This is a genomic window from Exiguobacterium sp. (genome assembly GCF_020832205.1).
Taxonomy (GTDB): Bacteria; Bacillota; Bacilli; order Exiguobacteriales; family Exiguobacteriaceae; genus Exiguobacterium.
This window is the reverse complement of the sequence record NZ_JAFIFD010000001.1, coordinates 1-23723: the sequence shown is the minus strand read 5'-3', so window position 1 is coordinate 23723 and position 23723 is coordinate 1. Positions and strand designations below refer to the sequence as shown.

The 23723-nt window shown below is 52.7% G+C and carries 23 protein-coding genes; 16 read left to right on the top strand and 7 right to left on the bottom strand.

The window, feature by feature from the left end; genetic code table 11:
• Positions 1–133: 133 nt before the first annotated feature.
• From araB to JJU47_RS00055, 13 genes are all read left to right on the top strand, one after another.
• On the top strand, positions 134–1831 hold the full coding sequence (gene araB, locus JJU47_RS00110) for a ribulokinase (RefSeq protein WP_228615552.1): 1698 nt from the start codon (positions 134–136) through the stop codon (positions 1829–1831).
• Positions 1825–2523, top strand: coding sequence for an L-ribulose-5-phosphate 4-epimerase (gene araD / locus JJU47_RS00105; protein ID WP_228615551.1), 699 nt, complete (start codon positions 1825–1827; stop codon positions 2521–2523). Before araB ends, araD begins: the two co-directional genes overlap by 7 nt.
• Positions 2524–2557: 34 nt before the next feature.
• Positions 2558–4045: an L-arabinose isomerase gene (gene araA / locus JJU47_RS00100; protein ID WP_228615550.1), complete on the top strand. Its 1488-nt coding sequence runs from the start codon at positions 2558–2560 to the stop codon at positions 4043–4045.
• Positions 4046–4089: 44 nt separating this feature from the next.
• Entirely contained in the window at positions 4090–5613 is a 1524-nt protein-coding gene (locus JJU47_RS00095; protein WP_228615549.1) for an alpha-N-arabinofuranosidase, read from the top strand.
• Between the two features lies 1 nt (position 5614).
• Positions 5615–5860, top strand: coding sequence for a DUF6171 family protein (locus JJU47_RS14655; RefSeq protein ID WP_366511927.1), 246 nt, complete (start codon positions 5615–5617; stop codon positions 5858–5860).
• A gap of 14 nt (positions 5861–5874) precedes the next feature.
• Positions 5875–6879: an aldose epimerase family protein gene (locus JJU47_RS00090; RefSeq protein ID WP_228615548.1), complete on the top strand. Its 1005-nt coding sequence runs from the start codon at positions 5875–5877 to the stop codon at positions 6877–6879.
• Positions 6876–8048: a sn-glycerol-1-phosphate dehydrogenase gene (locus tag JJU47_RS00085; RefSeq protein WP_228615547.1), complete on the top strand. Its 1173-nt coding sequence runs from the start codon at positions 6876–6878 to the stop codon at positions 8046–8048. Before JJU47_RS00090 ends, JJU47_RS00085 begins: the two co-directional genes overlap by 4 nt.
• The gene (locus JJU47_RS00080) at positions 8045–8992 is read left to right on the top strand and encodes a glycoside hydrolase family 43 protein (RefSeq protein WP_228615546.1); all 948 of its coding nucleotides are present in this window, start codon (positions 8045–8047) and stop codon (positions 8990–8992) included. Before JJU47_RS00085 ends, JJU47_RS00080 begins: the two co-directional genes overlap by 4 nt.
• Positions 8989–9933 carry a glycoside hydrolase family 43 protein gene (locus JJU47_RS00075; RefSeq protein WP_228615545.1) on the top strand — a complete coding sequence of 315 codons (945 nt, stop codon included), beginning with the start codon at positions 8989–8991 and terminating at the stop codon, positions 9931–9933. Before JJU47_RS00080 ends, JJU47_RS00075 begins: the two co-directional genes overlap by 4 nt.
• A gap of 202 nt (positions 9934–10135) precedes the next feature.
• Entirely contained in the window at positions 10136–11170 is a 1035-nt protein-coding gene (locus JJU47_RS00070; protein ID WP_228615544.1) for an iron-siderophore ABC transporter substrate-binding protein, read from the top strand.
• 4 nt (positions 11171–11174) lie between these two features.
• Positions 11175–12194 carry a FecCD family ABC transporter permease gene (locus JJU47_RS00065; protein ID WP_228615543.1) on the top strand — a complete coding sequence of 340 codons (1020 nt, stop codon included), beginning with the start codon at positions 11175–11177 and terminating at the stop codon, positions 12192–12194.
• Entirely contained in the window at positions 12191–13222 is a 1032-nt protein-coding gene (locus JJU47_RS00060; RefSeq protein WP_228615542.1) for a FecCD family ABC transporter permease, read from the top strand. The genes JJU47_RS00065 and JJU47_RS00060 overlap by 4 nt, the downstream gene beginning before the upstream one ends.
• Before the next feature lie 158 nt (positions 13223–13380).
• A complete protein-coding gene (locus tag JJU47_RS00055; protein WP_228615541.1) occupies positions 13381–13779 on the top strand; it encodes a cytidine deaminase in 399 nt (132 codons plus the stop codon).
• Between the two features lie 37 nt (positions 13780–13816).
• Here the strand turns inward: JJU47_RS00055 and JJU47_RS00050 are convergent, their stop codons facing one another.
• Both JJU47_RS00050 and JJU47_RS00045 read right to left on the bottom strand, forming a co-directional pair.
• Positions 13817–14524 (bottom strand): polysaccharide deacetylase family protein, encoded by a 708-nt coding sequence (locus tag JJU47_RS00050; RefSeq protein WP_228615540.1) that lies wholly within the window; start codon positions 14522–14524, stop codon positions 13817–13819.
• 138 nt (positions 14525–14662) lie between these two features.
• Positions 14663–15382, bottom strand: coding sequence for a GntR family transcriptional regulator (locus tag JJU47_RS00045; RefSeq protein ID WP_228615539.1), 720 nt, complete (start codon positions 15380–15382; stop codon positions 14663–14665).
• Between the two features lie 146 nt (positions 15383–15528).
• Between JJU47_RS00045 and JJU47_RS00040 the strand changes: the two genes are divergently transcribed.
• Both JJU47_RS00040 and JJU47_RS00035 read left to right on the top strand, forming a co-directional pair.
• Positions 15529–16878: a 6-phospho-alpha-glucosidase gene (locus JJU47_RS00040; RefSeq protein ID WP_228615538.1), complete on the top strand. Its 1350-nt coding sequence runs from the start codon at positions 15529–15531 to the stop codon at positions 16876–16878.
• Positions 16879–16949: 71 nt separating this feature from the next.
• A complete protein-coding gene (locus JJU47_RS00035; protein WP_228615537.1) occupies positions 16950–18503 on the top strand; it encodes a PTS transporter subunit EIIC in 1554 nt (517 codons plus the stop codon).
• A 50-nt stretch (positions 18504–18553) separates the two neighbouring features.
• On the opposite strand, the gene JJU47_RS00030 is transcribed toward JJU47_RS00035, so the two are convergent.
• The 3 genes from JJU47_RS00030 to JJU47_RS00020 all read right to left on the bottom strand — a co-directional run bounded on the left by JJU47_RS00030 (position 18554) and on the right by JJU47_RS00020 (position 20417).
• Positions 18554–19024 carry a GNAT family N-acetyltransferase gene (locus JJU47_RS00030; protein ID WP_228615536.1) on the bottom strand — a complete coding sequence of 157 codons (471 nt, stop codon included), beginning with the start codon at positions 19022–19024 and terminating at the stop codon, positions 18554–18556.
• Between the two features lie 146 nt (positions 19025–19170).
• Entirely contained in the window at positions 19171–19443 is a 273-nt protein-coding gene (locus JJU47_RS00025; RefSeq protein ID WP_228615535.1) for a hypothetical protein, read from the bottom strand.
• Positions 19444–19526: 83 nt separating this feature from the next.
• Positions 19527–20417 (bottom strand): helix-turn-helix transcriptional regulator, encoded by an 891-nt coding sequence (locus JJU47_RS00020; protein ID WP_228615534.1) that lies wholly within the window; start codon positions 20415–20417, stop codon positions 19527–19529.
• A gap of 75 nt (positions 20418–20492) precedes the next feature.
• Between JJU47_RS00020 and JJU47_RS00015 the strand changes: the two genes are divergently transcribed.
• Entirely contained in the window at positions 20493–21011 is a 519-nt protein-coding gene (locus JJU47_RS00015; protein ID WP_228615533.1) for a dihydrofolate reductase family protein, read from the top strand.
• A gap of 412 nt (positions 21012–21423) precedes the next feature.
• Here the strand turns inward: JJU47_RS00015 and istB are convergent, their stop codons facing one another.
• Positions 21424–22140, bottom strand: a complete 717-nt coding sequence (gene istB / locus JJU47_RS00010; RefSeq protein ID WP_131459130.1) for an IS21-like element helper ATPase IstB — start codon at positions 22138–22140, stop codon at positions 21424–21426.
• Positions 22137–23573: an IS21 family transposase gene (gene istA, locus JJU47_RS00005; protein WP_228615532.1), complete on the bottom strand. Its 1437-nt coding sequence runs from the start codon at positions 23571–23573 to the stop codon at positions 22137–22139. The genes istB and istA overlap by 4 nt, the downstream gene beginning before the upstream one ends.
• Positions 23574–23723: the final 150 nt, after the last annotated feature.

Genomic DNA, 23723 nt, shown 5'->3' with positions numbered 1-23723 from the left:
TGATTGTATTTTTTGTTTTCTGTATGAAACAGGCACGATATTCGAATAGTTGTACGGATGAAAGGGATAGGAGTGCCCACACACTTTATTTTTTTCATCCTATATGTAAGCGCATTCTTTTGAAGGTAGGGTGATGAATATGGCCAACTATACAATCGGCGTCGACTATGGGACGCAATCAGGACGTGCGGTCCTCGTCGACGTAGCGACAGGTCGAGAAGTGGCGACTGCGGTCAAACCGTACACACATGGCGTCATGGATGAATATTTACCGGACGGGGTGACGCGTCTCGAGCATGACTGGGCGCTCCAACATCCGCAAGACTATTTAGAAGTGTTAGAACTTACGATCCCGGCTGTCGTGAAAGAAGCGGGGATCACGCCGGACCAAGTCGTGGGGCTCGGCATCGATTTCACAGCCTGCACAATCTTACCGATTGACGAACAACTGAACCCGCTCTGTTTCCGCGAGGAACATCAACAAAATCCACATAGTTATGTGAAGCTTTGGAAGCATCATGCTGCGCAAGACGAGGCGGACGAGTTGAACCGCATCGCGGCCGAGCGGGGCGAAGATTTCTTGAAGCGATACGGTGGGAAAATCTCATCGGAATGGATGATCCCGAAAGTGTGGCAAATCCTGAACGAGGCGCCGGCGATTTATGAAGCGGCGGATCAGATTCTAGAAGCGACGGATTGGGTCGTCTCCCAGATGACAGGTCATGTCGTTCGGAACAGTTGTACCGCTGGCTATAAAGCCATTTGGCATAAACAAGACGGTTACCCGTCAAACGAGTTCTTCAAAGCGCTCGACCCGCGGCTAGAGAACGTCGTCGAAGAGAAGTTATCGCGTGATATCGCACCGATCGGAGCCAAGGCAGGTGAGCTGACAGAAGCGTTCGCCGCACGGATTGGGCTCCTTCCAGGTACGGCCGTCGCGGTCGCGAACGTCGACGCCCACGTGGCGGTGCCGGCCGTCGGGATTGCCGAACCCGGTAAGATGCTGATGGTCATGGGCACCTCGACGTGCCACATCCTACTCGGTGAAGGCGAACAGGTTGTCCCAGGCATGTGCGGTGTCGTCGAAGACGGCGTCATTCCAGGTTTGATGGGCTATGAAGCTGGTCAATCGTGTGTCGGGGATCATTTTGAATGGTTCACCGAGATGTGTGTCCCTGGACATTACGTGGAAGAGGCCGCCTTGAAAGGCATCGGTATTCATCAATTATTGACGGAGAAAGCAGCCCGGCAACGAGTCGGGGAGAGTGGTCTCGTCGCCCTTGACTGGTGGAACGGGAACCGATCGACACTCGTCGATACGAATTTGACGGGCGTCCTGCTCGGGGCGACGTTGCTCACGAAACCAGAAGACATTTACCGGGCATTGATTGAAGCGACAGCTTACGGGACGCGGACGATTGTGGAAGCGTTCCGTAACAGCGGAGTCCCTGTCCATGAAGTATATGCAGCTGGCGGGATCGCCGAGAAGAATGCCCTCATGATGCAAATCTATGCGGACGTCTTGAACATGGAAATCAAAATTTCGGCCTCCTCGCAAACGCCTGCCCTCGGGTCAGCCATGTTCGGAGCGGTGGCCGCCGGTGCGGAGCGAGGCGGTTACGCCACAATCACGGAAGCTGCAGCGAAGATGGGCCGCGTCAAAGAAGAGACGTACAAGCCGATCCCGGAAAATGTTGCGACGTATGACGCTTTGTTCGCCGAATACACAAAACTATACGATTACTTCGGTCGCGGTGAAAACGATGTGATGAAACGCTTGAAAAAAATCAAAGCTGAAGCGTCACGCGTGAAGGAGGAACCGGTATGGTAAGTCGTCGCTTGAAGGAAGCTGTGCTCGAAGCGAACTTGGCTCTCCCGCAACACGGCTTGGTCACATTCACATGGGGCAACGTCAGCGGTATCGACCGTAACGTCGGCTTGGTCATCATTAAGCCGAGCGGTGTCCCTTACGAACGATTGACCGTGGAAGACATGGTCGTCGTCGATTTGGAAGGTAACGTCGTCGAAGGCGAGCTTCGTCCCTCATCAGACACACCGACCCATCTTGCACTCTATCGGTCTCTCCCTGAGATTGGCGGGGTCGTGCATACCCATTCGCCATGGGCGACGAGCTGGGCCCAGGCGAAGCGGGCGATCCCGGCGTTTGGAACGACACACGCCGATTACTTTTATGGAGAGATCCCGTGCACTCGAGAATTGACAGACGAAGAAATCGCAACGGCGTATGAGCTTGAGACGGGACATGTCATTTTAGAGACGCTCGATGAGTTAATGCTCGAAGCGGTCGCCGTACCTGGTGTGCTCGTGGCTAACCACGCACCTTTCTGCTGGGGCAAAGACGCGAATGAGGCCGTCCATAACGCGGTCGTCCTCGAGGAAGTCGCCAAGATGGGACTTCACGCCTTGAACTTGAACCCTGGCCTGACACCGATTAAACAGAGCATCTTAGATAAACACTATTTGCGAAAACATGGGGCGAACGCGTACTACGGCCAAAAATGACCGGCACTTCGCCCTCACATTAGGGGGACTTTGGATGTTGACAGCGAAAACATATGAATTTTGGTTCGTGACAGGGAGCCAAATGCTTTACGGCGAAGACGTGCTTCGACAAGTGGAGGAGCATTCAAAAGAGATGGTGGCCGGACTCGATGCAGCCGACGTCTTCAGCGACCGGATCGTCTTCAAGGGCGTCGTCAAAAACGCAGACGAAATCCGTCAAATGATGCTTCAGGCGAATGCGGACGACTCATGTGCAGGCGTGATCACCTGGATGCACACGTTCTCACCATCGAAGATGTGGATCAGTGGTATGCGCGTCCTGCAAAAACCGTTGCTCCATTTTGGGACACAGTTCAATCGTGACATCCCGTGGGATGCGATCGATATGGACTTCATGAACTTGAATCAATCGGCGCACGGCGACCGGGAGCACGGCTTCATCACGAGCCGGATGAATGTCAAACGCAAAGTGCTCGTCGGGCACTGGGAAGACGAGACGACACGTGGCAAGATGGCGAGCTGGATGAAAGTCGCTCATGCATTGGCCGAAAGCAAAGTGTTAAAAGTGGCTCGTTTCGGTGACAACATGCGCAACGTCGCCGTGACGGAAGGTGATAAAGTCGAAGCGCAGATTCGCCTCGGTTGGACGGTGGACGGGTATGGGATCGGCGACCTCGTCGCATATATGGACGCCGTAACAGATACGGATCTCGATACACTGATGAACGAGTACGCGTCTCGTTACGAGCTGACGAACAACGGAATGGCTGAAGAAGAGTTCCTCGACTCGGTTCGTTACCAAGGCCGGATTGAACTCGGCATGAAAGCCTTCCTCGAGGCAGGCGGCTATACCGCTTTCACGACGACGTTCGAAGACTTGTACGGCATGAAGCAGTTGCCAGGTCTCGCCGTCCAACGCTTGATGGAGCAAGGTTACGGTTTTGCCGGAGAAGGGGACTGGAAGACCGCAGCGCTCGTCCGTCTCATGAAAATTATGGCGAACAACGAACGGACTTCGTTTATGGAAGATTATACGTACCACTTCGAGCCGGGCAACGAGATGGTGCTTGGTGCCCACATGTTGGAGATTTGTCCGACGATTGCGGTCGATAAGCCAAGAATCGAAGTCCATCCGCTCGGTATCGGCGACCGGGAAGCGCCGGCCCGGATTGTCTTTGAAGGACAGAGCGGCAAGGCGCTGAACGCGAGTATCATTGATCTCGGCCATCGCTTCCGTCTCCTCGTCAACACGGTCGAAGGCATCCAGCCGGAAGAGGCTATGCCGAACTTGCCGGTCGCACGCGTTCTTTGGAAAACAGAACCTTCGATGGCGCAAGCAGTCGAAAACTGGATTCAAGCCGGTGGGGCGCACCACACCTGTTATTCGTATGAAGTGACGCCCGACCAACTGAGGGACTTCGCGGAACTGCTCGACGTTGAAATCGCGGTCATTGACGCCAAGACGGAGACTGTCCAATTCAACAACGAACTACGGTGGAACGAACTTTACTATCGACCATAATCTAAAGGGCCACTTCGTTGGCCCTTCTTCATGGAGGAGATACAATGAACAACCAACTCATCAAACCGACGCACACGGCGACAGGAACGACACAACTCATCGTCAATGCCGACTTGTCGAAAGGGACGATTAGCAAGCACATTTATGGTCACTTCGCGGAGCATTTAGGTCGTTGCATTTATGAAGGGCTGTGGGTCGGTCCCGAGTCACCGATTCCAAACACGGATGGTATTCGCAACGACGTGCTCGCCGCTTTGAAGAAATTGAACATCCCGGTCCTCCGTTGGCCGGGCGGCTGTTTTGCCGACGAGTATCATTGGAAGGACGGGATCGGTCCGAACGAGAACCGAAAACGGATGGTCAATACTCACTGGGGCGGGGTCGTCGAAAACAACCACTTCGGTACACACGAATTCATGCGCCTCTGTGAACTGCTCGAGTGTGAACCGTACATCTGCGGGAACGTCGGAAGCGGGACGGTGCAAGAGATGTCAGAATGGGTGGAATACATGACGTTCGGTGGCGAGTCACCGATGTCGAACTGGCGACAAGAGAACGGCCGCACCGAACCGTGGGAACTCACTTACTTCGGCGTCGGAAATGAGAACTGGGGATGCGGCGGAAACATGCGCCCAGAATATTATGCAGATCTGTATCGTCGCTACCAGACATACGTCCGTAACTATGACGGCAATAAACTCTATAAAATCGCCGGTGGGGCGAACATCGATGACTATAAATGGACAGAGGTACTGATGCGGGAAGCTGGGACGATGATGGATGGACTCAGCCTTCATTACTACACGATCCCAGGCGATTTCTGGTTGGGCAAAGGGTCGGCTCTCGATTTCACAGAGGACGAATGGTTCATCACATTGAAGCGTGCCCTTCATATGGACGAGTTGATCACGAAACACGGTCAAATCATGGATCAGTATGATCCAGAGAAACGCGTCGGCTTGATCGTCGACGAGTGGGGCACGTGGTTCGATGTGGAGCCAGGGACGAACCCAGGTTTCTTGTATCAGCAAAACTCGATTCGGGACGCACTCGTGGCCGCAATCCACTTCAACATCTTCCATAACCATAACGACCGCGTTCATATGGCGAACATCGCTCAAATGGTCAACGTGTTGCAGGCGATGATTTTGACAGAAGGAGACCAATTCATCCTCACGCCGACATATCATGTGTTTGAGATGTACAGCGTCCACCAAGACGCCGAACGTGTCGAACTCGCCGCGCATACACGCGATTATGTGGCCAAAAATGAAGCCATTCCGGCCGTGAACGCCACTGCTTCACGAAATGCGGAAGGTGTGCTCCACATCAGCCTCTGCCAACTCGACCACGAACAAGGCGATACGGTCGAAATCGACTTACGGGGAATCGGCGCCATCTCTGGCGTGTCGGCCCGGATTTTGACGGCAGATCACTTGAACGCCCATAACACATTCGAACAGCCTGACCTCGTCACGCCACGGGACCATGACGTGACGGTCACGGAAGACGGAAAGCTCATCTTCGACGTGCCAGCGATGAGCGTCATCACAATCGCGGTCCGTTAAAATGAGTCCAACCGAGACGCGACGATGCCGGACCTGTCCGCCTCACGAGGCGGATGCGGACGCGCATTGGCTCTTAGCACTCGATTCGGACCTAATGGATCAAGTCACAGCGGCTGAATATAAAGCACGTCTACAACAATGTGCAACATGTGAGTTTCATCAAAAAGATACTTGTTTGAAATGTGGGTGTTTCGTCTCTTATCGAGCAAAATTAGCGACGAAGCATTGCCCGCTGAACGTTTGGTAAAAGGAGTAGATAGAATGAAGCGGCAAACGGAAGAGTATATAAAAAATTCAACGATCACACTTCAGAACGACCTGTATCGACTGAAAGTGTTGACCTACGGGGCGACACTGCAAGAGCTCTCCATCCAGGAAGACGGTTGGCAAAATATCGTCTTGTCTTATGACTCAGTTGAGGAATATGTGCAAGACTCTTACTATTTAGGAGCAACGATTGGCCGGGTAGCTGGTCGTATTGAAAATAGTACGTTTGACCTTGGAGGAGAGACATATACTCTTCCTGCTAACGAAGGCGATCATCATCTCCATGGCGGAGACGGCTTGCACTGTCGTATTTGGACGGTCGATCAAGTCACGCCCGATTGCTTGACGCTTCGTTATATCAGTCCTGATGGGGAGAACGGCTATGCCGGAACACTCCATGTGCGGGCAACTTTTGAACTAACTGATCAAGACGTCAGCATTACGTACGAAGCGACGACTGATCAAGATACAGTCTGCGATATGACGAATCATACGTACTTCAATTTAAGTGGTGGCGAACGTGATATTTTAAATCACGAACTTACGCTGTCAGCTGATAGATATGCTGAATTAAAAGACGATTTAATTCCAACCGGCCAATTGAGTGCGGTAGACGGGACGCCATTTGACTTTAGATCCGGTCGAGTCTTGGCAGACGGTCCATCTTCACACCATCCCCAAAATCAGTTGGTCAATGGGTACGATCATCCATTTGTGTTCAAAGATAAAAACGAAGCAATTTTATATGATCCGGATACACGTAGACAATTGACGTTATCAACGACAGCCCCCGCTATCGTTTTGTATTCAGGTAATCAAATAAACAATCACACGCCATTGCGTGAAGGTACATCAAGAACTTACTACGGTCTTTGTTTAGAGCCGCAACATCTCCCGAATGCGGTTCATCAAGATGCGTTTCCTTCAATCGTGTTACGTGCAGGGGAAACGTATAAATGGCAAACGACTTACCGAGTCGAGACAGGAGTCAGTCGATGAATCTCGAACAAATCAATCAGGACGTACAAGCCTGTGGTTGCGGGAATCCCCATCACGCCATCACAATTGAACGTATGGTGGCTTCTGAACAAGTTTGGGAGCACCTAGCTGAGTTCGTGCAAGAAAAAGGATGGAAGCATCTGCTCGTCGTTGCCGATGACAATACCGAGCGTGTCGGGTTTCTCCCGCTACGAGAAGCCATGACTCGAATCGGTATCCAAGTAAATTTGGTTTCGCTACAACCAGATGAGCGCGGTGACGTCTTGGCAGATGAACGTTCAGTCGTACAAGTACTACTTCGCCAAGAAGAAGCCGTCGACGTGCTCATTGCGCTAGGTGCTGGCACGATTCATGACGTCACCCGTTTCTGTGCGGCCAAAACAAAAGTGCCATTCATCTCCGTACCGACAGCGCCATCTGTTGATGGATTCACATCGAAAGGCGCACCTCTCATCATACGAGGGAAGAAAATCACATATCAGCTCGTTTCCCCGGTTGCGGTCTTCGTCCCAAGCCTTATTGTTCGAGAAGCACCTGAGGCATTAATCGCTGCCGGTGTCGGCGATATGCTTGGCAAGTACACCTCATTATTAGATTGGCGTTTCGGCGAATTCGATGGCGGTGAACCGTTCTGTCCTGTTGCTGTTTCACTTACGGAAGAAGCGTTACTTTCTTGCGTGGATGCTTTACCTGCTATTTATAGACGTGAAGCAGAGGGGTTAGATCAATTGATGGAGTCTCTTCTATTATCCGGCGTCGCGATGCTGATTTTTGGACATTCGCATCCGGCATCAGGAGGTGAGCACCATCTTTCACACTACTGGGAGATGGACTTCATCGCGAATGAACGACCTGCCGTTCTACACGGAACAAAAGTGGCAGTCGCCATGATGCAACTCGTTGACGACTATAAGCAGACCATTCTTCATTGGCCAAAGACACCGGCTTCATTACGAGAATGGGCCCAGCAAATGCCGAGCAAACAAGAACTTGAAACGATTTTTACGGCGCTCCATGCACCAATTAAACCGGAAGACATCGGTGTCTCATCGCTTCTTTTAGCAAGTAGCTTAAGAGAAGCCTATCGCTTGAGAAACCGCCACACGATTTTAAAACATAAGAGTTTAAGCCGAACACATCCTATTGAAATGAAGGAGCGTTCCTTATGAGAGAAACATTATCAAATCCGTTAATTGAACAGCGAGCGGATCCGTGGATCATGCGTCATACGGACGGCTATTACTATTTCACTGCTTCTTTGCCAGACTTTAGCGGAATTCCGTTGCGACGGGCGACATCACTCTTCGTTTTGAAAGAAGCCGAAGAAAAAGTCGTTTGGAAGAAACGTGAGACAGGTATTATGAGCGCAAATATTTGGGCGCCTGAGTTACACCATATTCAGGAGAAGTGGTACCTCTATTTTGCGGCAGCTCGGGAAGATCATATTTTCGATCATCGAATGTATGTGTTAGAAAACAGTTCACCGAATCCATTGGAAGGTGAGTGGATTGAAAAAGGACAGGTGCGTACATGGTGCGAGTCGTTCGCCCTTGACGCAACAACATTCGAGCATGAGGGACGCTTGTACTATGTGTGGGCGCAAAAAGACCCGGACATCGAAGGGAACTCAAACCTCTATATTTCTGAAATGGAGAACCCGTGGACGTTAATCGGTCCTCAAACGATGATTGCAACCCCTCACCTTGAATGGGAAACAATTGGCTTCCTCGTGAATGAAGGACCAGCTGTTTTAAAACGGAACGGTAAAATTTATATAAGCTACTCAGGAAGTGCGACAAATCATCATTATTGCATGGGCTTGCTCGTTGCTGATGAATCAAGTGATTTGTTGGATGCTGACAGTTGGACTAAACGTCCTGAACCGGTATTTCAAACGGACGAAGCAGCCAGCCAATTTGGACCTGGGCATAACAGCTTCACGACGCTAGAAGACGGGACAGATGTTCTCGTTTACCATGCTCGTAACTATAAAGAAATCGAAGGGGATCCACTTTGGGACCCGAATCGTCATACACGTGTCCAGACGTTCACGTGGGACGAATCTGGCCCAGTGTTCGGCCGACCGATTCGCGACGAGGAGGCAGTACGATGAAGCAAGTAGAAGATCGACATTTGCTATTAGAACAACGGGCCGACCCGTGGGTATACTTGCATACGGACGGCTACTATTACTTCACGGCGTCAGTGCCTGAGTATGATTTGATCGAGCTACGACGCGCCAAGTCGCTTCAGGCGCTTCGGACGGCCGAGCCGGTGACCGCATGGGTGAAGCACGAAACGGGTCCGATGAGCGACTTGATTTGGGCGCCTGAACTGCACTATATTCACGGCAAGTGGTATCTCTATTTTGCGGCCGCGAAATCACGGGACATCGTCAACGGTCTGTTCGACCACCGCATGTTTGTGTTAGAGAATGACTCGGAAAATCCGCTCGAAGGTGAGTGGACCGAAAAAGGACAAGTCAAGACGGCATGGGACTCGTTCGCCCTTGATGCAACCGTGCTTGAACATAAAGAAACCCACTATTTGGTATGGGCCCAGAAAGACCCGGCTATCGACGGGAACTCAAATTTATATATCGCCGAACTCGAAAATCCATGGACGATCAAATTGCCACAAATCATGCTGACGAAGCCGGAGTATGACTGGGAGACTCGCGGTTTCCTCGTCAATGAGGGACCGGCCGTGTTGAAGCGGAACGGCCATATCTTCATCACGTACTCGGCGAGTGCGACCGATGAGAACTATTGTTTGGGCATGTTGTGTGCTTCAGACGACGCCGACGTGTTGAACTCGGCGGCGTGGTCGAAGTCGTTCCGGCCGGTTTTCGAGACGAATGCCGACGTGAGTCAATTCGGTCCGGGTCACAACAGCTTTACAGTGAACGAAAAGGGAGAAGACATCCTCGTCTATCATGTTCGGACGTATACAGAAATCGAAGGGGATCCCCTTTACGACCCGAACCGTCATACGCGTGCGCAAGTGTTTACGTGGAATGAAGAAGGGCGCCCGGAATTCGGGAAGCCGCATTAAATAAAACGCGTTGATTTCAACCTGCCCTTCTCTAAAAGCGGAGAGGGGCGTTTTTTCTGGAGTTTTCAATGATTCAACGTATGAATTCCTCAAACTTCACATTGACAAGTTCAAGACATTCATCCTATACTCATAAATGATAATGATTATCAGTGTCGATGATAACACATCGTCATATGAGAGAAAAAAAGGGGATTCGAATATGAAAAGCTATAAGAAATTGCTACATATGTTCATCGTCCTGTCTGCCTTCGTGCTCGTGCTCGCCGGTTGCGGCACGAACAATGAAGATGCAGCCACGACAGATGAGAACGAAGAGACGGCGGAAGGGTATCCGATCACGATTAAGCATGCGCTAGGCGAGACGGTCATCGACAAGAAGCCAGAACGCGTCGCGACGGTCGGTTGGTCGAACCAAGACGTCGCACTCGCTTTAGGCGTCGTGCCGGTCGGTTTCTCGGCTGCGAACTACGGCGTCCAAGACGGCAGCGGCGTATTGCCATGGACAGCTGAGAAGTTGAAAGAACTCGGCGAAGACAACCCGAACGTCTACCAAGACACAGACGGCCTCGACTTTGAAGCGATCGCCGATTCAGAGCCAGACGTCATCTTGGCCGCTTACTCAGGCATCACGCAAGAAGACTACGATACGTTGACGCAAATCGCTCCGGTCGTCGCTTACCAAGAGACGCCTTGGGTATCATCTTGGCAAGACACGGTCCTTTACGACGCGATGGCGATGGGCATGGAAGCAGAAGGCAAGCAGTTGATTGCCGACACAGAAAAACTCATCGCGGATAAAGCGGCGGAAGTGCCGGACATGCAAGGGAAGAAAGCGGCGTTCGTCGCTTTGAGCCCTGGCGATTTGTCGAAGTTCTACATCTACACGACCGGTGACCCGCGCGGTGCCTTCATCGAAGAGCTCGGCATGGAATACCCGCAAAACATTAAAGATCAACTCGAAGAAGGCAGCTTCTACCTCGAGCTCAGCTCAGAGAACGCCGACATCTTGAACGATCTTGACTTGTTCGTCGTGTACGGAAACGAACAGACGCTCAAAGAACTGCAAGCGGACCCGCTCTACGGCAAAGTACCGGCCATCGAACGCGGATCGGTCGTCTTGATCGAAGACAACACGCCGCTCGCTGCAGCCGGGACACCGTCACCGCTCTCGATTGAATACACGATCGATGAGTACGTGAAACTCGTCTCGGAAGCACTCGAGAAAGTCGAGTGAACAAATGAATAAGCTGAAGAAGTTGCAAACGCCGAAACGGTTTCCTCTCATCTTGATGGGGGCGCTCGTCTTGCTCGTCGTCTGCATGCTCGCTTCACTTGCTTTCGGCTCACGGACAGTCGGATGGAATGAACTGCTTGACGGTTTATTCCGTCCGGCTGTTCAGTCGTATGAAGCGGACATCATCCGGCAGCGGGTCGTCCGGACGATCTTTAGTCTCATGTGCGGGGCGGCGCTCGGTGTCTCGGGTGCGTTGATGCAGTCGGTCACAAGAAATCCGATCGCCGACCCGAGCATTCTCGGGGTCAATACGGGGGCGGCGTTGTTCGTCGTCGTCGGGATCGCGTTCTTCAACATCTCGTCGTCGTCGGACTACATCTGGTTCGCGCTCGTCGGGGCGCTCCTCACGGCCGTCTTCGTGTTCGGCATCGGCTCGCTCGGACGGGGCGGTGCGACTCCGCTCAAACTCGTCCTCGCCGGAGCGGCGACGAGTGCGGCGTTGTCGTCTCTCGTCATGGCGATCATGATCCCGCGCTCGAACGTCATGGACCAGTTCCGGTTCTGGCAAGTCGGGAGCGTCGGCGCCGGCAACATGGATGCGATCATGACGTTCTTGCCGTTCTTTATCGGGGGAATCGTCATCGCCATCCTTGCGGCACCGTCGTTGAACATTTTAGGGCTCGGGGAAGAGCTCGCCAAAGGACTCGGCGTCCGGATCGGGACGCTCAAACTGATCGCCTCGTTCGCCGGCGTGATTCTTTGCGGGGCGGCGACGGCGCTCGCGGGGCCGATCGGCTTCATCGGGCTCCTCGCACCGCACTTGATCCGCTTGACGATCGGGCCGGACGAACGATTCGTCATCCCGATGTCGGCGCTCGCGGGGGCGATCCTGCTCACGTTCGCCGACGTGACGGGACGCCTGCTCGGTAGCCCGGGGGAACTCGAAGTCGGCATCGTCACCGCCTTTATCGGGGCCCCGATTTTGATTGCCTTGACGATGAAAGTGAAGGTGCGTGACTTATGATGCAAAAACCATTCCAACCGATGATTCAAAACAGTAGACGACGCCGGCAACGGACCGTCGTCGTGACGCTCGTCCTCAGCCTGCTCGCGCTCGCTTTGAGCGCGTTGATGCTCATGCTCGGCAACACGATCTATCCGGCCATAGATGTCGTCCGCGTCTTGTTCGGGGCTGACGTACCGGGCGCCTCGTTCGCCGTCAATACGATCCGCCTGCCGCGCATGCTCGCCGGCGTGTTCGCCGGAATCGCCTTCGGTGTCGCCGGGACGGTGTTCCAGACGATGCTAAGAAACCCGCTCGCCAACCCGAACGTCATCGGTATCACGACCGGGTCGAGTGCGGCGGCCGTATTCGGCATCGTCGTCTTGCAGGCGAGTAATACGTTCGTGTCGGTCATTTCCGTCATCGGGGGACTCGTGACGGTGCTTGCCATCTATTTCTTGTCGAAGAGCGCCATGTTCTCGATCGGCCGCCTCGTCTTGGTCGGGATTGGCATCCAGGCGATGCTGACGGCGGTCATCAACTATCTTTTACTCATCAGTCGCCAAAATGACGTCGGGACGGCGATGCGCTGGTTGAGCGGCAGTTTGAACGGCGCCAAAATGGAGTCGCTCCCGCCGCTCATGATCACGGTCGCACTCTGTCTGCCGGTCATCATTTGGCTCAGCCGTCAGCTTCAGATTTTAGAGCTCGGGGAGATGACGGCGACGTCGCTCGGCGTGCGGACGAACCAGACGCGGGTACTTCTCATTATCGCCTCGGTGCTCATGCTCGCACTCGCCACGGCGACGACGGGACCGATCGCTTTCATCGCCTTTCTCGCGGGACCGATCGCGAAGCGGCTCGTCGGGGACGGGCGTTCGACGATCATTCCGGCGGGGCTCGTCGGTGTCGTTTTAGTACTCGCTGCTGACCTCATCGGCCAGTTCGCCTTCACGGCGCGCTACCCGGTCGGTGTCATCACCGGCATGGTCGGGGCACCGTATTTGATTTTCCTCTTGATTCGGATGAATCAAAAGGGTGAACTATAAAAAGAGTCACGTCATTTGATGTGACTCTTTTTATGTGAAAGCGCCATCAAAAAGTCGTTGACTTTGCTTGGCGGGGAGTGTATGCTAAAAATCCTGCCCAAAAAAGAGAGGCCGGGAACTGGCATCAGTTCATTTCGATTCGAGAGGACATGATCCCTATGAACCAACAACAATTAGTCGAACGCGCCCGCCAAGTGAAAGAGAACGCCTACTCACCATATTCGAACTTCCGCGTCGGAGCGGCACTTCTCATGAAGGACGGAACGGTCATCGACGGTGTCAACGTCGAGAACGTCTCGTTCGGTGCGACGAACTGTGCCGAGCGCACGGCCATCTTCACGGCGGTCGCGCAAGGTTATAAGAAAGGCGACTTCGAAGCGGTCGCGGTGTCGGGTGACACGGTCGACTTCTTGCCGCCATGCAGCATTTGCCGTCAAGTGCTCGTCGAGTTCGGCGACCCGGACTTCAAAGTGTTGCTCACGAACGGCAACGCCGACGTGAAAGAAGTGACGCTCGACGAACTCGTCCCGCTCGCTTTTACTGAACTTGAAATGTGATTCACCAGACCTTGCCATTCGTGGCAAGGTTTTTTTGTTAGCGCCATTTGTTGAAGAAGTTGTGCGGGTTTTTGATGCCTGTTAACGTCCGGAACTCGTAGCCGCGTTTTTTGGAATGGCGGAGGATGTAGTCGAGCGCGGTCGGGGTGATCGAGTGGTCGTGCGTCAAGATGATTGAGGCGACATTCGCTTTGTAGTTCGCGTTCAGGCGGGCGAACACTTGGTTTTGGACGCGGCGGTTGTCCGTCTTGTACCGATAGTCGAGACTGTCGACGTTCCAGTCCCACATTTGAAAGCCGGCCTTCGTCATCGCTTGCCGGTGCGCCGCTGTCATGTACGGGTCGCTGCCATACGGGGTGCGGACGATGTTCGTCTTGACGCCAGTCACTTGGAGCACGAGCTTTTGGACCGCCTGCATCTCGCGCACGGCCGTCGTCGGTGTCCGGTAAAACTTGTGTCGGTCGTGTGTCATCCCGTGCAAGGCGATGAGGTGGCCTTCGGCGACGATGCGTTGGAGCATTCTTTCGTTGCCTTGTATGTTGTTGCCGAGGATGAAGAACGTGGCTTTGACTTTATGCTTCTTCAACACGTCAAGCAACGCGCCCGTCTGCCGGTGCGGTCCGTCGTCGAACGTCAAATAGATGAGGCTGCGGTCGTTGTACGCTTTCGGAGTCGACGCGGCGGCATGGGACAGCGGGCTGAGCAACAGACAGACGAGCGCGAACAAGAGGAAACTTTTCTTCATCGTACATACCCTCCTAACGTGGAAGCGATGAGGGGACGGTGCCGGCGTGAAACATACGTTACCCTTTACCCGATTAAAGTGTCTGCAATCAAAAACCGACATCGAATCGTTCGATGTCGGCTAGCAGATAGGGGACGGTCAATGTCTTCGCCCAGCCCGGATAATAAAGCGGTACTCCTCACTCTTGAAATACGTCTCCGTGAATTCGAAGCGGCTGCCGTCCATGAGAAACGAGTAGAGTTCGACTTTGAGCACCGGCGTCCGTTCACTCACGCCGAGCATCTCGGCGATATCTTTTGTCGGCAGCACCGGGATGAACTCTTGGACGCTGTCCGCGATCTTGAGCTGTTTCACTTCTTCGATATAGGCGTATTTCGACTGCGTCATCACTTCATACGTCAAGTCAGGGAAGAGCTTGAGCGGAAGGTACGTGTCTTCGACGATGAGTGGTTCACCATCGGCGAAGCGTTGACGGCGCACGTAGAAGACGAGTTCGCCTTCTTCAAGCTCGAGCGCTTCCCGGACTTTCTCGCTCGGTGGCTGGAGCGTGAACGTGAGCACTTTATTCGTTACGTCTTTTCCTTCACGCTTCATATCCTCGGTGAAACTTTTCAGCTCATACATATTGTGCTCGATCTTCTCGGACTGGACGTACGTGCCGCTGCCTTGGCGTTTCCATAGCAGCCCTTCCTCCTGGAGCAGTTTGACCGCCTGACGGACGGTGACCCGACTGACTCCGAACTCTTCGACAAGCTGTGCCTCCGTTGGAATCGCCTCGCCGGGTGCCCACGTGCCGGACTCGATGAACGAGCGCATTTGTTGGGCGACTTGCTGATATAACGGTGATTTTGCTTTCATGGATGACCCTCCGATTTCAACGTAAACTCATACTTCAAGTATACACAAAATAAAACGTTTTCAAAAATGGTGTTGACGATTATCTAAATATGTATTAGATTTGTATTGTAATCAATGAGATATGTATTTGAAAGGGGAACGCACACATGAAACAAGGACAACGCCTCGTCGTCGTTGGTGGCGGCAGCACGTACACAATCGGTATGATCATGAGCTTGATCGAAGAGAAGGCTCACTTCCCACTACGTTCAATCACGTTTTACGATACGGATGGTGAGCGTCAAGCGCGTGTCGCCAAAGCGACTGAAGTCATCTTGCGTGAGCATTATCCAGAGCTCGAGCTGTTCGAGTACACGACGGACAAAGAGTACGCCTTCCGCGACAAAGATTTCTTCTTCGTCCAGATTCGGACAGGTGGCCTGGAGATGCGCGAAAAAGATGAGCAGATCCCGCTCCGTCACGGCGTGGTTGGACAAGAGACGTGTGGACCGGGCGGGATGTCGTACGGGATGCGTTCGATCGGGGATATGATCGACCTCGTCTCGGACATCCGTCAAGGTTCGCCGGACGGTTGGATCTTGAACTACACGAATCCGGCCGCCATCGTCGCCGAGGCGTTGAAGCGTGCCTACCCGAATGACAAAAAGATTTTGAACATCTGTGACATGCCGGCCGCGATCATGGTCAGTTACGCGAAGATTCTCGGGAAAGAGATTTGGGATCTCGTGCCGGAATACTTCGGGCTCAACCACTTCGGCTGGTTCACAGGCATCTATGACAAAGAAGGCAACGAGTTGACGGAAGACATCAAGCGCGCCATCTTAGAGGACGGTTTCATCCCGGAAGACTCGGAGATCGCCAACGATCCGTCGTGGATCAAGACGTTCAAGCAAGTCGAGAAGATGCTCACCGACTTCCCGGAATACTTGCCGAACACGTACCTCCAGTACTACTTGTATCCGTCCGACATGGCGGAGAAGGAAGACGTGGAGAACACGCGGGCCCGTCAAGTCATCAATGGCCGCCAACAGCGCGTCTTCTCGATGTGCGATCAAATCATCGCTGACGACTCACTCGAGAACGCGCACTTGGAAGTCGACATCCACGGTTGCTACATGATCCGCGTCGCGGCGTCACTCGCTTACAACAACGGGGACATCTTTATCGTCATGGTCAAAAACGACGGCATCATCGCCAACTTGCCGGACGATGCGATGGTCGAAGTGCCGGCGATGCTCACGAACCGTGGACCGAAGCCGTTCGCCGTCGGCCACATCCCGCGTTTCTACAAAGGGATGATTGAAGGACAGCTCGCCTACGAACAGCTCGTCGTCGACGCCTACTTCGAGAACAGCTATGAGAAGGCGCTCCAGGCGCTCACGCTCAACCGGACCGTCGTCGACGCGCCGGTCGCCCGTCAAATCCTTGACGACTTGATCAATGAGAACGAGAACTATTGGCCTTCCCTTAAACAACGGGAGACGGTCACGCGCTAAAGACGAAGGGGAGATTTTCCCCTTTGTTCGTTTTGTGAATTGATAACGCTTACACATGAGGAGTGAATCAGATGAGTCAATGGTTCGGGGTATTTCAAAAGTTCGGGAAGGCGCTCATGGTGCCGGTGGCGCTCTTACCAGCGGCCGGGATCTTGCTTGGTCTCGGCGCGGCGCTGACCGGTCCGCTCGCCGAGAGTTGGACGTTTCTACAGAATGGGACGGTCGAGGCGATCAGTGCCGGGATGCTGCAAATCGGGTTGAGTATCTTCGCCAACTTGCCGATCATCTTTGCCATCGGCGTCGCCGTCGGTCTATCCGGAGGGTCAGGGATTGCGGCACTCGCCGCGCTCGTCGGCTACGTCATCATGAACACGACGATCTCGATTGCGCTTGGAATCACGCCGGAGATGGCGGCCGAGAGCGGGGAGTACGGCATGTTACTCGGTATCCCGTCGCTTGAGACGGGTGTGCTCGGCGGAATCGCGGTCGGCTTGCTCGCCGTCTGGGTGTATAAGAAGTTCCATACGTTCAACCCGCCGGAAATGCTCGGTTTCTTCGCCGGGGATCGTTCGGTCGGGATCGTCATGGTGTTCTTCTCGATTTTGCTCGGGTTTGTCATGATGCTCATCTGGCCACCGATTCAGGGCGGACTCACAGCGATGGCGAACGTTATCGCGAGCGATGCGACGAATCCGGCCTACGTCGGACTTTACGGGATGCTCGAACGGCTGTTAATCCCGACCGGACTGCACCATATCTGGTATGCACCTTTCCTTTGGACGTCGCTCGGTGGAACGGCAACGGTCGGCGGATCGATCGTGAGTGGGGACCAATACATCTTCCTCGCTCAAATCGCTGAAGGCGTCGACGTCACGGCCGGTCGTTTCATGGCCGGGAAGTTCCCGATCGTCATGTTCGGTCTCCTCGGTGCGGCGTTCGCCATGTACCGTCAGGCTGATCCGGACAAGCGTCCCGTCGTCCGTGGGCTCTTGCTCGCTGCGGCAGGGACGGCGTTCTTGACGGGGATCACGGAACCGATCGAGTTCACGTTCTTGTTCATCGCGCCACTCCTCTACGTCGTCCACAGCATTCTAACAGGGGTGTCGTTCGCCCTCATGTACGCGCTCGATGCCCATATCGGCTGGGCCGGCGGATCGGGATTGATCGACTATGTATTGGTGAACGTGTTGCCGGGGACACCGCGCTGGTGGATGAACCTCGTCGTCGGGGCAGGCTTCTTCATCGTCTATTACGGCATTTTCACGTTCGCGATTAAAAAGTGGAACTTGGCGACGCCAGGTCGCGGGGGACAAGAGACGAAACTGTTCACCCGCAAAGATTATAACGAGAAGAAAGCAGGGAAGACATCGATCCAAACGACGGCGCTCGCCATTCAAGAAGCGCTCGGCGGTCGAGACAATATCGTCGACATCGATGCGTGTTTCACGCGGCTTCGTGTCGAACTGAAAGACGTGTCCCAAATTGATGAGGACGAGTTGAAGGCGCTCGGTGCGGCTGGGGTCGTCAAAGTGAAAAATAATATTCAAGCCATCTTCGGGGGACGCTCAGACTTGTATAAGAATGAGTTGCTAAAACTGCATAAAGAGATGGATCAAGCGAATTGAACAAAGAGCCTAACCGGGTATGCGGTTAGGCTCTTGTTCATTGAATCACCTCACTTGGAGACAGCGAGCTGATAAATCTGTTCGTCGTCTTCTGTCGCAATGTAGACGAAATGGAGTTTTTGCAAGAGGGCGATGGACGCCTCGTTCGCCGCGAGCGCACCCGCTTTGATGGTCTTCGCACCTCGCGCCGTCAACTGCGCGATCAGTCCGGATACGACTTCAACGGCATAACCTTGGCGAGATTGTTGAGGCGTGATCGTGTAGCCGATCCAATACGTCGCGTCTTCTTGATGAATATACAGGTCACCGATTAACACGTTCGTCTCCTTCGAGATGATGGCGAGCTGCATCCCGTTCACAATCGAGGGCTCACTTAACAAGGAACGCTTATATTGTTCGACGGTTAAGCCTTTGAATGATTGATGCTGCATCCACTCCAAATCGTTTCGATAGTTCATGAAGGCAACGAGGTCTCGTTCTTGGAATGGACGGATGAGGCAACGGGTCGTTTCGAACGTCATGGCGGGCACACCTTTCGAGTAGGAGGATGGGGATCAAGAAACGGACTGTCTCTTTCCATTATTTCAGGTTCGGTTCGGAACACAACAATCTTTCTAAAGTTCAGGCGCGAACAAGCCCTCCACCACAAAGGGAGAAGGGCACTTCGTCAGTTCGTCAACGACGGGGTCTTGTAGTGTTGAACGACTTTGATGAGCGTCGAGACGACGAGACCGATGGCGAGCGGCAACGTGATGACGCCGATGCCTTGCTCGGTGACGATCATGTTGCCTTCCTCATAGTAGCCCCTCAAGTAGAACAGCCCTGAACCGATCGTCTCGTTCAGTTCGAGCGTTGAGACGTTGAGATACACCATGATGGCGAACAGTGAGATGATACTGATAGAGGTGAACAAGGTAGAGAATGATAGCTTTATAGTCATCGTGGCGCTCCTTTTGAATTGTTAGATGTGCTTAGATTACCATATTAAGACAATTGATTCATGAGGCGAAAGCATCGATTCGGTCACCGATACACGGTCCACAACCGCTCCGCGTGCTCCCGCATCATCTCCCGCAATTTAAGCGGCGCCAACACCTCGACTTCTGCTCCGGACGCAAGCAACTGCCGCGACAAGAATGGAAGCTCGGCATCAGGGACAACCCACTCATTCTTTTCGCCGATATCGGGTAATGCGTCTTCAAGCAGACGGCGGCCGAGCGGCGTGAGCTTGAGCCGGACGGTCACACCGCTTCGCTCATCACTCGCCTGCAGAAGCGTCTTTAAGTCAGTCGCTTCGAACGTCTCATCGAGCAACTGTATCGCTTCAATTCGGTCGACCCGATATTGTCGCAGTCCATACTCTGACTGCCCGAACACGTACCACCGCATCCCGAGGAGAGCCATCCCGACCGGTGCGACGGTGAAGGTGCGGCTTCCTTTCGTCGTCGCGTACGTCAGCTCACTCTTCCGTCGTTGTTCGACGGCATGATAGACGTCTTTTGTGAATGGGGCCGGTGGAACGGTCTTGTTGCCGAGCCAAAGGATATTCTTCTCGAGCCGGCTAATCTTTTCTTCGAGATCGTGCGGAAACTCGTTCACGTACCAATCGGACAACGTGTCCCGCATGTCGCCGAACGGCACGTCCGGGATCTGTTCCATCCATTTGAGCGTAAGGTAGAGCGCGACCGCTTCTTGCTCCCGGAGTTGGAGCGGCGGGAGCAAGCGGTTCGGCAACATCTCATAGCCGCCGCCTGTGCCAGGGACGCTCCAAATCGGATAGCCGAGTTCTTCAAGCGTCAGCATGTCGCGTTGGATCGTTCGGATCGAGGCACCCGTCTCTTGTGAGAGTTCGTCCGCCGTAAATCGACGTCTCCGGTTCAACAGGCGAATCAAGTGTAGGTGTCGTTTTTTCATGTCATCCATTCCCGTCATGTTTTGTCGTGGTTATCGTCTACAATGAACTTATCACGAATGAAGGAGGAATTCATCATGGCAAACGTCGTCTTATATATCGCGGCGAGTTTAGATGGGAAAATTTCCCGCACGAACGATCAACTCGATTGGTTGTTCGAAATCAAAGGGGAAGGGGACAACGGCTATGCCGACTTCTTCAAGACGGTCGGCGCCGTCATCATGGGACGGAAGACGTATGAGGAAGTACTCGTGTTAGAGCCGGACGGTTACCCGTACAAAGACATCCCGAACTATATTCTCACACGCAGTCCGGACCGGGAAGCCGAGCACGTCACGTTCACGGACGAGCCGATCGAACAGCTCATCGAACGGTTGAAGCAAGACATCGATGGTGACATCTGGCTCGTCGGGGGAGGCGAAGTCATCAAAGCTGCGATGGCACACGACTTGATCGACCGCTATGAGATCGCCATCGCCCCGGTCGTATTAGGGGAAGGCATCCCGCTCTTCCCGGAAGGAACGAACGAGACGAAGTTGAAACTGACGAGTCAGCGCGCGTCCGGACAGTTCGTCATGGTGACGTATGAGCGGTAAGTTAGAAATTAGGCAGTTCATCTGCTTATGGATGAGCTTCCTAATTTCTAACTTATTGTAGGTATAGTATCAAGTTGATAACCTTTGTTACCCATGTAATGACCTTTGAGTATTGAGATGGCAAGGAGGTCGTGAATCAGTTTTTCTCCCGAAGTATCAATAAAAGAATCGTTTTTAACATCATACATACCTAGATACAATTCATTCGACTTGTCATTAATGTCATATCCACTTGTTCGTAAATAATGGTTAATACTTTCTTGCTTTTTTGATCTAACTTGTTTAGCTGATTCAGCGTCACCTTTGATTTGATCGGAAAATTTAATTTTTTGCTTGAAGATAATTAATGTATTTTGCAATACAAATGTGCACAATAATGCAACGAAAAGTACAGAACTTTGCCAGCTAGGTTTTAGTGTTTCGACAACGCATGCGTGACACGATAACTGTCACCTGTGAAATTTAATATGTGAGCGTGATGGATGACGCGATCGACGAGTGCCGCCGTCAGGCGCGCGTCGCCAAAGATACGATTCCACTGGCTGAACTCAAGGTTGGATGTGATGATCAGGCTCTTTCGCTCATACCAGTCGGTGATGAGATGGAACAGGAGTTCCGCAGATTCTTTTGTGAGAGGGATGTATCCCATCTCGTCCAAAATGATAAGGTCTGCCGATTCGAGACGTGAATGGAAGCTGCTCAGTTTCCCATCCCTCCAGGCCTTGTTGAGTTGCTCTACGAGCTCGGAGACCCGGAAGAACCTCACCTCATAACCTTTGTGGCAAGCTTCTCTCCCGAGTCCGATGGCCAAGTGGGTCTTTCCCGTTCCCGGGGACCCTGTCAGAACGACGTTCTGTGAATGCTCTACGAAATTCAGTGAGGTCAGTTCGTCCTTATCCAAATGTTTCGGGAAGTAGATGTGATTGCCCCAGTGATAGTCGTCGAGTGACTTGTTGTTGATGAATTTCGCCTTTTTGATAAATCGTTGCGCCTTCGCTTCTTCGCGGAGGCGCATTTCCATAGAGAAAAGTTCCATAAGAAATTTTTCAGGAGATTCCGTTGGAATCGATTCATAGATTTCGGCGACGTAGGCAAGGCGGAGCGACTTGCACATTTCTTTTAGGCTCATGCAGTGCCACCTTCTCCCCACGGCCGGTTTAGGCTATCATATTTGCTCCAGTCCACATCATAAGGATGGTCCTCAACCACGGCTGGATCATCGTCCTCGCTCAGTAGTTCGTATAGGCGTTCATTGACCTCGAGGATCGGATACAGTGCGAGCTTGGCTCGGATCCAGGCCAGTCTTTCTTGCCGGACGAGTAAGTTCGGTACGCCCAGGTACTCTTTGATTCTACCCGGCAGGTATTCGGAATAACGGGAGTGACCGAAGCTTCTCGGTTTCTTGTGCCAAGTGCTGATGATGTTTTCCCACGGGAGCGCACGTTTTGTCATCATGTAGGGACGTTTTTCTTCGTAGAGGATTTCTCCGTAAAGTGAGAGAATCTTCATCGAATCCCATCTTAGTATGGCGCGTACTTGCCCATGACGAGCTCCAGAGGGGATCAAGACTTTCGTCTTATCGATCGTTATTTCGCCGTACTTGTTCACCTTGAACAGTTCTACTTTGAAGACAGGGAAGTCTTCTTGGGGCAATCGCAATAGATGTCTCTGCTCTTCTTCGAACAGCTCACGGATCAGCACATGCTTTTCGTAATGCACTCTCTCCATGTCGTCCCGTAGGGAAACTGCGAGTTGTCTGTTCATCGAATCGTAATCATGCATGACAGGGGCCGGGACAAGAAAGTTGTATCGAACGTATCCCACCTTGTTCTCGACACTTCCTTTCTCGTTCCCACTGTAAGGATTACAGCTTTGGACTTGGAAGCCATAATGAGCCATGAACTGCAGGAAAGCATCAGTATAGATCGCCTCTTCTTTCGTCGTTCGCGGTTGGATGACTGCGGCAGGGAGATTATCGATTCTGAGTTGTTGCGGCACACCGCCGATTTCTTCAAAAAGCATTTTGAGTCCCGTAAGGAAGCACTCTTGGTTTTCAGCGGGGAGAACGACGGCTGCCGTGCGGTTGCTGAAGGGCAGACTCATGACGAGGCACTTCACATCGACCGCATGACTATCTTTGACGACTTCCATCGTCCCGAAATCCACCTGCGCCTCACCCGGAGGGTGCTGCAGTCGTTCATGCCTTGTGTCGTTTTCCTCTTCGCTTGTCATATGCCAGCTCTTGATGAAATTGCAGACCGTTCGATAAGAGCCCTCGAATCCGTTTGCCACCAGCGTTTCATAAATCTTTTTATTCGTTCGTCTCAACTTTTTCTGAAGCATCTGATCCTCGGTCAACCAATCCTCGACCATCTCGCCCCATCTCGTTCCGTACATCATGCCCCTCTTGGGGCGAATGGTTTCACTCGGCAATTGAGCTGAATCCGCGTATTTTTTTACTGTCCTCCAATTGAGGTCTAGATTTTTAGCGATTCGATTGATCGAATGTGATTTGTGGTTTCTGAGAAATTTGATACAATTGATATCGGACATTGCTAGCATTCCTTCCATCTCCTAACGTTCTTGTGTCGCAACTTAAACGTTAGGGTGAGATTATGATTGCTGGCAAGTCCTTTTTCTTTTCAAAAATAGGAGTGCAGAGTTGTGTACGTTTCCGTTGCACACTTCTGCACTCCTATTTTGCACTACACA

Bases quoted from the DNA above. Each gene is read 5' to 3' on its own strand.
- araB (WP_228615552.1), top strand. From the start codon at position 134: ATGAATATGGCCAACTATACAATCGGCGTCGACTATGGGACGCAATCA.
- araD (WP_228615551.1), top strand. From the start codon at position 1,825: ATGGTAAGTCGTCGCTTGAAGGAAGCTGTGCTCGAAGCGAACTTGGCT.
- araA (WP_228615550.1), top strand. From the start codon at position 2,558: ATGTTGACAGCGAAAACATATGAATTTTGGTTCGTGACAGGGAGCCAA.
- JJU47_RS00095 (WP_228615549.1), top strand. From the start codon at position 4,090: ATGAACAACCAACTCATCAAACCGACGCACACGGCGACAGGAACGACA.
- JJU47_RS14655 (WP_366511927.1), top strand. From the start codon at position 5,615: ATGAGTCCAACCGAGACGCGACGATGCCGGACCTGTCCGCCTCACGAG.
- JJU47_RS00090 (WP_228615548.1), top strand. From the start codon at position 5,875: ATGAAGCGGCAAACGGAAGAGTATATAAAAAATTCAACGATCACACTT.
- JJU47_RS00085 (WP_228615547.1), top strand. From the start codon at position 6,876: ATGAATCTCGAACAAATCAATCAGGACGTACAAGCCTGTGGTTGCGGG.
- JJU47_RS00080 (WP_228615546.1), top strand. From the start codon at position 8,045: ATGAGAGAAACATTATCAAATCCGTTAATTGAACAGCGAGCGGATCCG.
- JJU47_RS00075 (WP_228615545.1), top strand. From the start codon at position 8,989: ATGAAGCAAGTAGAAGATCGACATTTGCTATTAGAACAACGGGCCGAC.
- JJU47_RS00070 (WP_228615544.1), top strand. From the start codon at position 10,136: ATGAAAAGCTATAAGAAATTGCTACATATGTTCATCGTCCTGTCTGCC.
- JJU47_RS00065 (WP_228615543.1), top strand. From the start codon at position 11,175: ATGAATAAGCTGAAGAAGTTGCAAACGCCGAAACGGTTTCCTCTCATC.
- JJU47_RS00060 (WP_228615542.1), top strand. From the start codon at position 12,191: ATGATGCAAAAACCATTCCAACCGATGATTCAAAACAGTAGACGACGC.
- JJU47_RS00055 (WP_228615541.1), top strand. From the start codon at position 13,381: ATGAACCAACAACAATTAGTCGAACGCGCCCGCCAAGTGAAAGAGAAC.
- JJU47_RS00050 (WP_228615540.1), bottom strand. From the start codon at position 14,524: ATGAAGAAAAGTTTCCTCTTGTTCGCGCTCGTCTGTCTGTTGCTCAGC.
- JJU47_RS00045 (WP_228615539.1), bottom strand. From the start codon at position 15,382: ATGAAAGCAAAATCACCGTTATATCAGCAAGTCGCCCAACAAATGCGC.
- JJU47_RS00040 (WP_228615538.1), top strand. From the start codon at position 15,529: ATGAAACAAGGACAACGCCTCGTCGTCGTTGGTGGCGGCAGCACGTAC.
- JJU47_RS00035 (WP_228615537.1), top strand. From the start codon at position 16,950: ATGAGTCAATGGTTCGGGGTATTTCAAAAGTTCGGGAAGGCGCTCATG.
- JJU47_RS00030 (WP_228615536.1), bottom strand. From the start codon at position 19,024: ATGACGTTCGAAACGACCCGTTGCCTCATCCGTCCATTCCAAGAACGA.
- JJU47_RS00025 (WP_228615535.1), bottom strand. From the start codon at position 19,443: ATGACTATAAAGCTATCATTCTCTACCTTGTTCACCTCTATCAGTATC.
- JJU47_RS00020 (WP_228615534.1), bottom strand. From the start codon at position 20,417: ATGAAAAAACGACACCTACACTTGATTCGCCTGTTGAACCGGAGACGT.
- JJU47_RS00015 (WP_228615533.1), top strand. From the start codon at position 20,493: ATGGCAAACGTCGTCTTATATATCGCGGCGAGTTTAGATGGGAAAATT.
- istB (WP_131459130.1), bottom strand. From the start codon at position 22,140: ATGAGCCTAAAAGAAATGTGCAAGTCGCTCCGCCTTGCCTACGTCGCC.
- istA (WP_228615532.1), bottom strand. From the start codon at position 23,573: ATGCTAGCAATGTCCGATATCAATTGTATCAAATTTCTCAGAAACCAC.